Source organism: Stutzerimonas stutzeri (assembly GCF_019090095.1).
GTDB classification, from domain to species: domain Bacteria; phylum Pseudomonadota; class Gammaproteobacteria; order Pseudomonadales; family Pseudomonadaceae; genus Stutzerimonas; species Stutzerimonas stutzeri_AN.
The window spans coordinates 1675640-1688618 of sequence record NZ_JAGQFP010000002.1 but is presented as its reverse complement, the minus strand read 5'-3'; the positions used below and the strand labels follow the sequence as shown (position 1 = coordinate 1688618).

Here is a 12979-nt window from a genome sequence, read left to right as displayed (position 1 = left end):
TAGGCACGCAGGAGGCCCGCCGCGACTCGCGGCGGGCAGCGGCTCAATCGTTGCTTAGCGCACCGATTCGGTGAATCGACAGATCCGCTCCGTTGAACTCGTCTTCCTGGCTCAGCCGGATACCGACGCTGTTTTTGAGCAGACCGTAGACCAGAAAGCCGCCGGCCAAGGCAATCAGCACGCCAAGCGCCGAGCCAGCCAGTTGGCTGAGCAGGCTGACGCCGCCCAGCCCGCCGGCCGCCTGCTGGCCGAAGAGACCGCAAGCCAGGCCACCCCAGACACCACAGAGGCCATGCAACGGCCAGACCCCGAGGACATCGTCGATCTTCCACTTGTTCTGCGCCGCCGTGAACGTCCAGACAAACAGGGCGCCTGCGACTATGCCGGTCATCAGGGCACCGACTGGATGCATCACGTCGGAGCCGGCGCAAACCGCCACCAATCCCGCCAGCGGTCCGTTGTGCAGGAACCCCGGATCGTTGCGCCCGACGACCCAAGCCGCTGCCGTACCGCCAACCATCGCCATCAGCGAGTTGATTGCCACCAGCCCGCTGACGGCCTCGAGGGTCTGCGCGCTCATCACGTTGAAACCGAACCAACCGACGATCAGGATCCACGAGCCCAACGCCAGAAACGGAATGTTCGACGGGGCGAATGCCACCACTCGTCCCTCGCGGTAACGGCCGTTGCGCCGCCCTAACAGCGTGACCGCGCCAAGCGCCAGCCAGCCGCCCATGCCGTGCACCACCACCGATCCGGCAAAGTCATGGAACGGGGCGCCGAAACGTGCCTCCAGCCAGGCTTGCAGACCGAAGTTACCGTTCCAGATCAGGCCCTCATAGAACGGATAAACGAAGGCAACGATAAGCAGCGTGGCACACAGCTGCGGGCCGAAACGCGCGCGCTCGGCAATCCCACCCGAAATGATTGCGGGTATCGCCGCGGCGAACGTCAGCAGAAAGAAGAATTTCACCAACGAGTAGCCGTTCTCACCGATCAGCTGGTCGGCCGGATGCATGAAAGTCACCCCATAGGCGACCCAGTAGCCGATGAAGAAGTACGCCAGCGTCGAGACGGCGAAGTCGGCGATGATCTTCGATAGCGCATTGACCTGGTTCTTCAGGCGGACCGTGCCGACCTCGAGAAAGGCAAATCCCGCATGCATCGCCAGCACCATCACCGCACCCATCAGGATGAACAGCGTGTTGGCACCGTGCACCAATACCTCTACCGCACTACTCGGATTTTCCATTGACTACTTTCCTGCCGAGTGAAACGCACCAAAACGGCCACCCTCATCGGACCCGCGCACCATGATGTGACACGGGCGGGTTCGGGGACCGCCACCGTTCGAACTGAGAGTTTGCGCAAGCTGATTGCGTAGACCTTCGAGGGCCTTTTATTTCATCGGCTTACCGCTACCACCCAGCTGCACCTACGTCGACTGCCGCCCCATCGAAGGGCAACAAGCACTGTATGCGCACCACGGAATTGCAAGGTTTGTACCAGCGGAACGGCTACCGTGAGCCAAGTTGGCGCAGGCTGGCAGCCGAGCGAGCCGCGTCACTCAGCCGAAGCACTCTGGGGGAAGAAGACATTGAGGCCCGAGCGGGCCAGAGGCGGTTACATGGCCGACAGGATGCGATATTCGTCCTGCGCCAACTGATCGGTCATGCCGCTGACGAAATCCAGCAACATCCGGCAGCGGTAATAGAACTCCCACAGCGGCCAGTTAGGCGTTTGTTCCGCGTGGGCTTTCATTGCCTCGTCGTAGGCCTTGATCAATTGGCTGGGCAGCCGCCGAGCCAACATCTGCAGATAGGGTTCGCTGCGACAGCTGCCCTCGGTCAACGCCTGAAAAGTGGCCGGCGCCACGCGCAGCAAGGGTGAATAGGTATCGAGCAGGCCTTTGAGAATGCGATAGCCCTGCAACTGCAAGGTCTCCACTTCGCGATGACAGAAGACGCGGTCCATCGCAACGTCCTTGAAGGTCTGCACGATCGCATTGCACAGGCTGGCGTCCTCGAGCAGCGCCCGATCCAACGTGCCGTGGTACACCGCCTCGATGTTCTCGATGAACTGCTGGGCCGCATGCTGTACCAGCGGATGGACCATATTCACCCGCAGCCAAATGAAGAACTCACCGACCTTGTTGATCGGCTCCTTTCGAGCACGGGATTCGGCGTAAGCCACCATGCTGCGGAAGCTGCGGCCGGTAGCTGCAATCGGCTCGTCTGGCGAGCCGTGCTCGGCGAACTTGGCGAGCAGCAGTTGCGCCAGTTGCTCGATGCTGAAGATGCCCTTCTCTACCGCGTCTTCGATGTCCGCCAGGCAGTAGGCAATGTCGTCCGCCGCCTCCATGATGTAGGCCACCGGATGGCGCGTGCCTGGCTGCAAGCCCAGCGCGGTTCGCAGGTCACTGACGAACGGCTCCTCGGACAGATAGAAACCCGGCTTCTTGTGCAGATAGGCGCCCGGCGTCCCCTTGGCGGGCTTTGCCGCATAAGCGGCACGGACATATTTGAGCAGACCAGCCGTCTGGGTATAGGTCAGGTTCAACCGCAACAGGCTGACCACCAGTCGAATCGCCTGGGCATTGCCCTCGAATTGCTTGAGATCGGCGAGCATACGCTGACGTAGCGCCGCATCGCCCTGCCCGACCGGCACGGCGACATCGAACAGGGCCTCTAGCTTGTCGCTGAACCATTCGCCAATGGCGTACTCGCCAAAATGCCCGAATGGCGGATTGCCGATGTCGTGCATCAGGCAGGTCATTTCGACCAGACTTTCCAACGCGCCCTCCAGCCCATCGAGCCCATATTCCCCTGCGCGGCTACCGAGCTGCTTGTACAGCGTGCGGACAATGAAGCGCCCGGTTTGCTGGACTTCCAGCGAATGGGTCAAGCGGCTGCGAACCGCGGCGTTGCGCTCCAAGGGGAACACTTGCGTCTTCTGCTGCAGGCGACGCACAGCGGCCGAATTGATGATACGGCCGCGATCGCTTTCGAGCTGATCGATAACCAGCGGCAGATCACCCTCGGACGCCTTCAATCCAGGCTCCGCTGGCCCATACGGCCGCTGGCGGGAGATCTTGTCCTTGAAATCGACTGGCCGGGGCATGGAGCGCTCTCGCTGGTAAAAGTACCGCGAGCCTAGCGCGGCCCGCCGGCTTTACCAAGACCGCGTGGACTACCAAGACTGCATGGACTCGGTCGTTTAGAATCGGCCACCCTGCCAGGAGCCACGCCTATGAGCCGGTCAGCGTTTCACCAGCAACATGCCGAACGAGCGACGGCCGAGGCACAGCGCCTGCTCGCACAACGGCCGACGTTGGGCCGGCGCTGGCTGGACTGGGTGGCCGCCGAGCTGTATCGACTCAACCCGCCGGAGTACGCCGCGATGGTTCGCCGCGAGCTGGCCCGCCTCAATCATGATTGACCGCTAGCCGCGTCTCGGCAGATCGACCGTACGTGTGCCGGTGGCGTATCCCGACCATGGAGACGCAGCGGATGCCGGACCATACAAACAGGCAATGGCCGGTTGAAGGCCCCTTCCTGCGCGAGCGGTTGTCACGCCTACCCGGCGTCGAAAAACTCACCGGTATCGACAAGCAGCTGGCGCCGATGCCGGTCTGGCTCGACCGCGAAGGGCTACGCGGCGATCAGGTGGGAGACCGCCGCTTTCACGGCGGGCCGGATCGCAGCCTCTGTCATTACCCGGCCGGGCACTATGCGCATTGGCGCAGGCTGTATCCGCACCTGCGAATCAGCCCCGGCGCGTTCGGCGAAAACCTCTCGACCCAAGGCCTCGACGAGCGTCAGATCTGTATCGGCGATCGCTTTCGCTGGGGCGAGGCGTTGATCGAGGTGAGTCAGCCGCGCTCGCCGTGCATCAATCTCGACCGGCGCCATGACGCCCGTGGCCTGGCACGTCAGCTGGCCAACAGCGGCAGGACCGGCTGGCTGTACCGCACCCTGGAACCCGGCGAGATCGCTCTTAACGCGCCACTCTGCCTGGTCGACCGCCCACATCCGGGCATCAGCGTTGCGCGTCTCTGGCACAGCTTCCTCGACGACACGACCAGCGACGATGAGCTGGCCCAGTTCGCGGAACTCGAACCGCTGGCACTGGAATACCGCAAACGCTTTCGCCAACGCCTCGACTCGAGGCGTCGTCAGCAGGACCAGCAATCATTGTTCTGACCGGTGCTCGTCGCCCTGGCCCGTTCACCGTCAGGCCGGCGAGCCACCGAATGCCGTGCGCAAGCGACCGGCCAGCCAGCCACCGCCTACGTTGATCAGCAGGCCCAGCATCACCAAGAGCGCGCCGATCGCCTGCAGCAAGCCGAGATGTTCATCCAGCAGCAACGCCGCCGAGGTCAGGCCGACAACGGGCACCAGCAGCGAGAATGGCGCCACGGTATTGGCCGGATAGCGCGACAGAAGCCGGCTCCACAGGCTGTAGCCAAGAATGGTTGCGCCGAATGCCAGGTAGACCAGCACCAATATCGAATTAAGGCCGATTCCGCGTAGCGCACTGTCGATTACCTGCGGCCCTTCCAGCAGCCAGGACAGGACAAAGAACGGAATCGGCGGGATCAGGCTACCCCAGACGACCAACCCAACCAGATTTACCTTGCCGACCTTGCGCGTGACGATATTGCCCAAGGCCCACATCGACGCCGCGCAGATGGTCAGTACGAAGCCGGCCAGCGTCATGCTGCGATCACCTTGCAGACCGATCAGCAGCAGCCCGCCGGCGGCAATCAGCAGTCCGATCAGGTTGGTCGCCCGCAATCGCTCACCGAGCAGCAGCGCGGCGAAGAACAGGGTAAAGAACGCCTGGGACTGCAGCACCAACGATGCCAGCCCGGCCGGCATGCCCACTTTCATCGCGGAGAACAGAAAAGCGAACTGCCCCAGCGAAATGGTTGCGCCATAGGCCAACAGCCAGCGCAGCGGGAGTTGCGGGCGCTTGATAAAGAAGACGGCGGGAAACGCGGCGAGCAGGAAGCGCAGACAGCCAAGCAGCATGGGCGGGATATCGTCCAGCCCGACCTTGATGACGACGAAATTCATGCCCCAGACAACGATCACGACCAAGGCCAGCAACAGATCCTTCGGCGACATGGCGGTTTCTCCGCAGGCAAAGAGCTCATTAAAGCCCGAGCGCGACACTGGGGCACACATACAGCGAGCGTGCAAATAGGCCATACAGTCGGCAGTCGTGCCGAGGCGCTGGCGTCTTTGGTGCAGGACGACGAGACGCCTCGCTCAGACCGTGCCTGTAGCAGCCGCAGCAGCTAGAATCGACGTCTAACGGTGGACACCACCAATTCCGCATTCGATCACGAGAGTAACCATGGGCGCACAGTGGAAAGCGAAACATAAGGAAGCGGCAGCCAACGCGAAGGGACGCACCTTCGGCAAGCTGTCGAAGGAAATCATGATCGCCGCTCGCAATGGCGCCGACCCGGATATGAACCCTCGCCTGCGTCTGGTGGTGGAACAGGCCAAGAAAGCCTCGATGCCCCGCGAAACCCTGGAACGCGCCATCAAGAAAGGCGCCGGCCTGCTGGGCGAGAGCGTCAACTACGAGCGCACCACCTACGAGGGATTCGCGCCGCATCAGGTGCCGCTGATCGTCGAGTGCCTGACCGACAACGTCAACCGCACCGTGGCGGAAATTCGTGTGCTGTTTCGCAAGGGCCAGCTTGGCGCATCCGGCTCGGTGGCCTGGGATTTCGACCACTGCGGCCTGATCGAAGCGGCGCCCACCACGGAGGATGCCGACCCGGAACTGGCGGCCATCGAAGCCGGGGCGCAGGACTTCGAACCGACCGAAGACGGCGCGACGCTGTTCATCAGCGACGTGACAGATCTGGACGTCGTCTGCCGCGCCCTGCCTGAACAGGGATTCACCGTGCAGTCGGCGCAGCTGGGCTATCGTCCGAAGAATCCGGTCACCACCCTGACCGAGGCGCAGCTCGAGGAAGTCGAGGCGTTCCTGGCTGCCATCGATGCTCATGACGACGTGCAGAATGTCTATGTCGGCCTGGCCGGCTGATACTCCGACTGTCCGGAAGCGAGTGAGGACGAGGCGAACCTATGAGCAGCAAACCGAACACACCCTATGCCCAGCGCGAACAGGGCTACCGTGAAAAGGCGCTGAAGATGTACCCCTGGGTCTGCGGGCGCTGCGCCCGGGAGTTCTCGGGCAAGCGGTTGAGCGAGCTGACGGTCCACCACAAGGACCACAACCACGATAACAACCCGGAAGACGGCTCCAATTGGGAACTGCTCTGCCTGTATTGCCACGATAACGAACACGCGCGCTATACCGACAACCAGTACTATGCCGAAGCAAAGCCAGGCAGCGATCTGGGCCCGAAGGAAACCTTCAAGGCCTTCGCCAACCTGGGTGACCTGCTCAAGGGCAAGACGGACTGACCCAGGCCAGCGTTTGGGTACCGGTTACTTCACCAGCAGTACCGGTACCGAGACCTCGTGAACGACACGATTGGCCACCGATCCCATCAGCATCCCGGTAAAGCTGCCCATGCCGCGGGTGCCCATCACCACCGTGTCGCAACCCAGGCGCTGAACCGCATCGTTCACTTGCTGGGCCACGTTGCCCAGGATCGCATGGGTCTCATGGGCAATGCCTGCCGCCTGCAATGCCGTAGCGGCTTCTGCGAGGGTGCGTTTAGACTTCTCGAGAAAGCTCCTGTTGAGCTCCTCGACCGTATCCGAGGTGACGAATTCGCCATAGAGCACCGGCTCCTGCTGGACATTCAGCACGTGCACCTGGGGCGGTTTCGGCGTTTCGGCGGCGAAATCGATGATGTATTGAAGGGCTCGTTTGGCGTTGTCCGAGCCGTCATAAGCTAGAAGAATGTTGCGCATTGCGGGCCTCCATCGACTGTTCACACAGCATAGACCAAGGCCCCATGACACCGGTGCGTCAGGATCCGATCCATTGCGCTGGATCAATTCCTTACCACCGCTCCATACCTGCAATCCCAGGCACAACCCATGCAACCATTGCACTCAGTTCCATTCGGCGTCGGTGACGCTTCCTATCAGGCCGCAGGCGGCGAAGCCGGTATCGAGCGGCTGGTTGCCGACTTCTATCGGATCATGGACGAGACCGACAGCGCCGCCTGCGTGCGACGTCTGTATCCAGCGCAGCTGGATGAGCCACGCGAGCGGCTGGCGGCATTTCTCTGCGGGTGGCTAGGCGGCCCGCGTCGTTACGCCGAACGCTACGGCAGCATCAGCATCCCGCAATTCCATACTCGCTGGACCATCGCAGAAGCCGAGCGCGACGCCTGGCTCGACTGCATGGCGCGGGCCATCGACCGGCAACCCTATACGCAGGCGTTCGCCAGCTATCTGTTGACGCAGCTGCGGGTGCCGGCAGAGCGCATCCTCCAGGCAGGACAGGCAGGACAGGCAGGCTGCCCAGCGTCTCGCTGATCCTTGCGAACCGGAACGGATAGTCGAACCCTGAGCCGGTCGTTGCGTCATACCCAGTGCAGGGTCGCGATACGCCCCTGCACATTCGGACGTCGAACGGCGCAGCCAGGTAATGCCATGAAGATCCGCTTCGCTTCGGTCAACGAGCATAAGATTCGCGATGCTGCAGAGTTTCTCGGACACAGCGGCATCGAGATCATCCCGTTCCCGGTGCGCATCGTCGAAACGCAAACCGAAGATCTCGGCCAACTGATCAACGACAAGCTGCTGGACGCCTTCAAGCTGATCGGCAAGCCGGTCTTCGTCGAACATTCCGGCCTGTTCATCAACAGCCTGAACGGATTTCCAGGTGGCCTCACACAGACCTTCTGGGACCGACTGCACGCGGTTCGTTTCTCCGAGCTGATCGGCAATCTGGACGATCCATCGGCCGTGGCGCGCACCCTGATCGGCTACTGCGACGGGCGCAAGCGACACGTGTTCAAGGGTGAAGTGACTGGCAGGATCTCCCGCGAGCCAGCCGGTGACGAGGGTTTCGAATGGGACAACGTCTTCATCCCTGACGGCTACACCTGCACCTTCGCCCAGTTGGGCGGCGTGCATAACGACCTGTCCATGCGCAGACGAGCTTTGGAGGCTTTCGTCGCTCATCTGCGCGCGGTCTGAACGAGGTACGCGATGCAGAAGCTTCTGGAGGCTTACCGGCATGACCGCCTGATACTGTTCGTAGGATCAGGCGTATCAGCCAATATCGGCCTGCCGCCGTGGCGCAACCTGATCGATGAAATCGCCCTGCAGCTCGATTACGATCCCGACGTCTTCGACACCTACGGAAATTTCCTCTCGCTCGCCGAGTATTACCGCATCAAAAAGGGCAACATCGGTCCGCTGCGCAGCTGGATGGACCGAGAATGGCACAAGGACATCGACATACGGAACTCGGAAATCCACCGGTTGATCGTGCAAGGCCGATTCCCTGCGATCTACACCACCAACTATGACCGTTGGCTCGAAAATGCGCACGATGCCCATGGCGTCGGCTATATCAAGATCGCCAATGCCAGCGATCTCGTGAAGGCGCGCGACGGGGTCAGGCAGATCGTCAAGTTTCATGGTGATTTCGACGACGACGCGTCGATCGTGCTGGATGAAACCAGTTACTACGAGCGGCTACAGTTCGAAACTCCGCTTGATATCAAACTGCGCGCCGACACCCTGAGCAAGGCCGTTCTGTTTATCGGCTACAGCCTTTCGGATACCAACATTCGATTGTTGTTCTACAAACTCTCGAAGATGTGGAACGAACACGAGACCCTGGGCGTCAGGCCCATATCCTACGTGTTCTCGCACAAACCCAACCCTGTGCAGGAAGAGATTCTCAGCCAATGGGGAATACGCATGATCACATCGGAAAACGATGAGCCAGGTATGGCGCTGCAGAACTTTCTGAAGGAACTGGTGGAAGGCTGATTAGCGGAGGATCACGGGGACATATAAACAAACGAAGCGTTGTAGAACTACTGACATACAACAACCGGGAGTGCGATGCCACATAAGGCATCGCACTCGTTGCGCTTCAATAGTTGTAACCAATACCTACGCTGTAGAAGAACGCACCGTCATCGTAGCGATCCCGGGCATCGCTCCCGCTCTTGAACAGGAACTGATACTCGGCCATTGCCGTAATGAAGGTCTTGTCCTGAACCCAGTACTTGATACCCAGCTCAGGCCCGCCCATGAAGGTCTCGTCCACCTCTTCGCCGTACAGACCGCCAAGGCTCACACCCACGAACGGACGCGCCTTGCCACTGCCGAAGTGATAGTCATAGAACACGCGTGTAGAGCCATCGAACTGGACGCTCTCGCCCTCCGAGTCCCGTGCGTTAACGGTTTGCCGAACACCCCACATGGACGACTCGTCCAGATAAGTACCCCAACTACCCTGTACGGAAAACACCGTATCATCGAAGCTCTTGTCGCTACTGCCCGCACCACTCAGGGTAACTTCTCGATCGCCTGCCACCGGAGCGGCAACTGCAAAGGCGGGAAGCATAGCGGCAACCAGGAGGGAAGTTTTGAAAAGTCGGTTCATGACAACACCTCTTATTCTTACTATGGCGGAATACGCAATGGCGCTTACGCGATGCGTATTACTAATGACAGAGGTGATTCACGACTGTTCACTTTATTTTAAGTACAGACGCCAAGCCGCTGTTTTGAATAACTTTTTATTTTCAATGCCGTTTCGCTAGTTAGGCAGATAAATATTTAGCATCCTCACATAATTCAACTAACGAAACGGATATCAAACGACACGTGAGTCTTCACTCGGACCAAACGGAGCCGGTTCGGCTCGCCGTCCCGTCCTCGGGTAGGCGCTCATCTTCCGGGTCCGTGTCGAAGTCTCGCCCCATCACAATGCGCAACCAGACAGGTATAAGCAGAAGGCCGAGGGCGAGGCAGATCCAGCTGATGACAGGACTCCCATCCGGCGGTGGGAACATCAAGCGCCCCACGCCGACCAGCAGCGAGAACAGCGAGACAGCCGTGACTGCCACCGCAAACAGGCGCTTGCCCAAGGCATTGATCGACACCCTCGCACTAACGCCATTCAGCATCGCCGCGTGCCGCCAGAAACCGAACGGCCGCACCCGATGGTAGAAGCGCTTGAGGGTCGCATCGTCCGTCGCAGGCGTAATGAAAGTGACCAGGATGGCCGCGGTCGTGGTGGTCAGCGCCATGATCCCCAGGCGTATCCACTCCTGCTCGGGATCGGTGCCCAGGTAATAGAGCAGCAGCGGCGCGGTAATCAGCGACACGGCCATCGCGGTCAGCTCCGAATAGAGATTGATCCGCTCCCAGAGCCATCGCAGCACCAGCACCGAGCCCATCCCCGCGCCGAACAGCAGCGAAATGAACCAGGCGGTCTGGATCGAACCCAGGTTGGCCATGACGATCATCGCGATTGCCAGTATCAGCACGTTGGACAGCCGCGCCACGATCACCAGCTCACGGTCTCGTGGCTTGCGCTTGAGCACGTGTGGCGCGAACACCCCGCCATACACGTCGTTGCTCCAGTAGGATGCGCCCCAGTTGAGGTGCGTATCGACCGTCGAGGCCAGCGCCGCGAGCAGGCCGACCAGCATCAGACCACGGACACCCGGCGGCAACAGATCTTCGATGCCTTGTACGAACAGTGCTTCCCGCCCCGCCGCGAAGCCATCGCCGGCCATCTCGGCGGGTGTAAACGGATAAAGCACCAGCAGCCCGACGGCAATAGCCATCCAGAAAAGGCTACGCAGAAAGATCTGCAGCCAGGTGAACACCAGACCTGCGATACGGGCGTCCCGGTCGGTTGGACAGGCCATGCTTCGCTGCGCCAGATAGCCGGTACCGTCGGAGTTCATCTGAAAGAACCATTGCAGCCCGACGATCACCAGAAATGGCATCAGGGCTTCGCCGGCATTGGAAGGCGGCGCGAAAGACAGCATCTTGCCGGCCTGATCGGCGCCATAGAGGTCGACGATACGGTCCGTCAGGCCACCCAGACCGCCCGCCGCATCCACGACGAACCACGCGTAAAGCAAGGTACCGATCATTGCCAGGCTGAACTGCACCACGTCCGTCTGGACCACGGCTCGCAACCCACCGGTGATCGAGTACATGGCGGTGAACGCGAGAATGAGCAGAATCGATATGAGGTTATTGGCACTCATCATCGCCGGATCCAGCCCGGTAATACTCTCGCCCAGCTGGATACCACTACTGCTGATGAAGCCAACAATCGGGTCGTACAGCCCCGCTGGCAGCCATAGATGCCACGGCAAAAAAACCTCGGCGATGCGAATGGCCGCCACCAGCACCATCGCCAGCACCACGCAATTGATCACCGTTCCGTAGTAAATGGCCTTGAGCAGGCGCAGAGGCGTAACGCCCTTGCCGCTGTAACGAACACGCGTCAGCTCGGCATCTGTCAGTACCCCGGCACGGCGCCATCCTGCCGCGAATACGAACGCCATCAGCAGAAACGCAAGCCCGTAGATCCAGAGGCGCCATAACGCGAAGATGCCAGCGGTGGCCACCAGCCCGGTGACGAGCAGCGGCGTGTCGGCGGCAAACTGGGTCGCGCCCATGGAGAAACCGGCCTTCCAGCCCTTGATGGATCTACCCGCTAAAAAGTATTCATCGAGACTTTGAGAGGCCTTGCCGCGCGCACGCAGGCCGGAGCCGAGACCGTACAGGATGAAGGCCACCACGATCAGTAAATCCAACATATTGTTATGTCCTAGTTGGAAGGGCTGTTGTGTTAAGAACCTGCGCAACGGCGAAAAAGTTGCAGTTGTCGGATAAACGGATCACATGATCACCCGATACCGTGGCGAGACAATCCGGTCAGCTTCGTCAGGCGAATCGGTTACCATCTGCGGCGTCTTCGGGAATGCCCATGCTTGAATATCCAGTGCGTCAGCTGCCGGCTGAATCGACGCCCTTGCTCAAGAAGTTCTACCGCGCCCATCGCAGCCACATGCGGGTGCCGGCCGCTGCACGCTGCTGGGTTGCCGGGTACTCGGAGATCGTCGCAGGGTTGTGCTTGACGTCGGTCGAGCACGGACACTGGCTGACCGGCTTGCTGGTAGCGCCGGGACAGCGCAACCAGGGACTGGGACGACGATTGGTAAAACATGCGCTGGCCCGCTGCGAGGGGCCTGTCTGGCTGTTCTGTGAGCCAAAGCTGGCGGGCTTCTATCTACCGCTGGGCTTCCACGAGGGGGCGGTTCTGCCCGAATCGCTGGCCTGCCGCCTGCAGCGCTACAACCGAACCAAGACGCTTCTGGCGTTATGTCACGATAACGAGGGACCCGCTATGCCCCCTGCCACTTTGAACATAGCCACCGCTTGCCTGTTTGACGGAAACGGCCGAATGCTGGTCGTACGCAAACGGGGCAGCCAGATATTCATGCTGCCTGGCGGTAAGACCGAACCGAATGAGACGCCCCTGCAGACCCTCTGCCGTGAACTCGAAGAGGAAATCGGCCTGCGCATCGAGGGGACACGGCTGCAACCGCTGGGGCACTTTCAGGCACGCGCCGCCAACGAGCCCGGACATTGGGTGGCAGCCGACGTGTTCGTGGGGCATCTGGACGATGACGTCGCGCCACTGGCCGAAATCGAGGCGCTGGATTGGGTGGAGCTGCATCAACTGCCAAGGATTCAGCTCGCGCCGCTCCTGCGCGAACGAATAATCCCCGCGCTGCTGTTGCGCAACTCGCCGGAAGAGGCTGCCATCACGCGTGCGGATCCAGCTTAAGGAGAAATGGGATCGCTTGCAGGAAAGGTTTCTTCCAGTGCTTCGTCCAGGTGGTCATCGTCGGCTTCATCCGGACGCCGCTTGATTGACTCGTCCGGGTCTTGCCCCGGCTGAGCCGGTTCACTTGGATCTTGGCCATTCATGGCGAATTCCTCTGATCAGTCATCAGAGCGTTAGGCCACTTATAACGGCA

The 12979-nt window shown here is 60.7% G+C and carries 15 protein-coding genes; 8 read left to right on the top strand and 7 right to left on the bottom strand.

The genetic code is table 11. From position 1 onward, the window contains the following. Positions 1-43: 43 nt before the first annotated feature. Both KVO92_RS17500 and dgt read right to left on the bottom strand, forming a co-directional pair. Complete coding sequence (locus tag KVO92_RS17500) at positions 44-1252, bottom strand: ammonium transporter (RefSeq protein WP_217476807.1); 1209 nt, start codon at positions 1250-1252, stop codon at positions 44-46. A gap of 371 nt (positions 1253-1623) precedes the next feature. Then, on the bottom strand, positions 1624-3120 hold the full coding sequence (dgt, locus tag KVO92_RS17495) for a dGTPase (RefSeq protein ID WP_217476806.1): 1497 nt from the start codon (positions 3118-3120) through the stop codon (positions 1624-1626). Positions 3121-3249: 129 nt separating this feature from the next. On the opposite strand from dgt, the gene KVO92_RS17490 reads away from it, so the two are divergent. Both KVO92_RS17490 and KVO92_RS17485 read left to right on the top strand, forming a co-directional pair. Further along, positions 3250-3438, top strand: coding sequence for a hypothetical protein (locus tag KVO92_RS17490; protein ID WP_217476805.1), 189 nt, complete (start codon positions 3250-3252; stop codon positions 3436-3438). A gap of 71 nt (positions 3439-3509) precedes the next feature. Beyond that, positions 3510-4202, top strand: coding sequence for an MOSC domain-containing protein (locus KVO92_RS17485; RefSeq protein WP_217476804.1), 693 nt, complete (start codon positions 3510-3512; stop codon positions 4200-4202). A 30-nt stretch (positions 4203-4232) separates the two neighbouring features. Here the strand turns inward: KVO92_RS17485 and KVO92_RS17480 are convergent, their stop codons facing one another. Then, on the bottom strand, positions 4233-5129 hold the full coding sequence (locus tag KVO92_RS17480; RefSeq protein WP_217476803.1) for an EamA family transporter: 897 nt from the start codon (positions 5127-5129) through the stop codon (positions 4233-4235). Positions 5130-5361: 232 nt separating this feature from the next. Between KVO92_RS17480 and KVO92_RS17475 the strand changes: the two genes are divergently transcribed. Both KVO92_RS17475 and KVO92_RS17470 read left to right on the top strand, forming a co-directional pair. Next, complete coding sequence (locus KVO92_RS17475; protein WP_217476802.1) at positions 5362-6066, top strand: YebC/PmpR family DNA-binding transcriptional regulator; 705 nt, start codon at positions 5362-5364, stop codon at positions 6064-6066. 41 nt (positions 6067-6107) lie between these two features. Continuing rightward, positions 6108-6449, top strand: coding sequence for a YajD family HNH nuclease (locus KVO92_RS17470; RefSeq protein WP_217476801.1), 342 nt, complete (start codon positions 6108-6110; stop codon positions 6447-6449). A 24-nt stretch (positions 6450-6473) separates the two neighbouring features. Here KVO92_RS17470 and KVO92_RS17465 read toward each other — a convergent pair whose 3' ends face one another. After that, on the bottom strand, positions 6474-6905 hold the full coding sequence (locus KVO92_RS17465; RefSeq protein WP_217476800.1) for a universal stress protein: 432 nt from the start codon (positions 6903-6905) through the stop codon (positions 6474-6476). 129 nt (positions 6906-7034) lie between these two features. Between KVO92_RS17465 and KVO92_RS17460 the strand changes: the two genes are divergently transcribed. The 3 genes from KVO92_RS17460 to KVO92_RS17450 all read left to right on the top strand — a co-directional run bounded on the left by KVO92_RS17460 (position 7035) and on the right by KVO92_RS17450 (position 8948). After that, the gene (locus tag KVO92_RS17460) at positions 7035-7478 is read left to right on the top strand and encodes a group II truncated hemoglobin (protein ID WP_217476799.1); all 444 of its coding nucleotides are present in this window, start codon (positions 7035-7037) and stop codon (positions 7476-7478) included. A 117-nt stretch (positions 7479-7595) separates the two neighbouring features. Further along, a complete protein-coding gene (locus tag KVO92_RS17455) occupies positions 7596-8144 on the top strand; it encodes a non-canonical purine NTP pyrophosphatase (protein ID WP_217476798.1) in 549 nt (182 codons plus the stop codon). Positions 8145-8156: 12 nt separating this feature from the next. Next, a complete protein-coding gene (locus tag KVO92_RS17450; protein WP_217476797.1) occupies positions 8157-8948 on the top strand; it encodes an SIR2 family protein in 792 nt (263 codons plus the stop codon). A gap of 106 nt (positions 8949-9054) precedes the next feature. On the opposite strand, the gene KVO92_RS17445 is transcribed toward KVO92_RS17450, so the two are convergent. After that, entirely contained in the window at positions 9055-9570 is a 516-nt protein-coding gene (locus tag KVO92_RS17445; RefSeq protein WP_217476796.1) for a hypothetical protein, read from the bottom strand. A 232-nt stretch (positions 9571-9802) separates the two neighbouring features. Continuing rightward, positions 9803-11752 (bottom strand): sodium:solute symporter family protein, encoded by a 1950-nt coding sequence (locus KVO92_RS17440; RefSeq protein WP_217476795.1) that lies wholly within the window; start codon positions 11750-11752, stop codon positions 9803-9805. A 164-nt stretch (positions 11753-11916) separates the two neighbouring features. Here KVO92_RS17440 and KVO92_RS17435 point away from each other — a divergent pair, with 164 nt between their 5' ends. Next, positions 11917-12786 (top strand): GNAT family N-acetyltransferase, encoded by an 870-nt coding sequence (locus tag KVO92_RS17435; RefSeq protein ID WP_217476794.1) that lies wholly within the window; start codon positions 11917-11919, stop codon positions 12784-12786. Here KVO92_RS17435 and KVO92_RS17430 read toward each other — a convergent pair. Then, positions 12783-12929, bottom strand: a complete 147-nt coding sequence (locus tag KVO92_RS17430; protein ID WP_217476793.1) for a hypothetical protein — start codon at positions 12927-12929, stop codon at positions 12783-12785. The genes KVO92_RS17435 and KVO92_RS17430 overlap by 4 nt on opposite strands. Between the last annotated feature and the right edge of the window lie 50 nt (positions 12930-12979).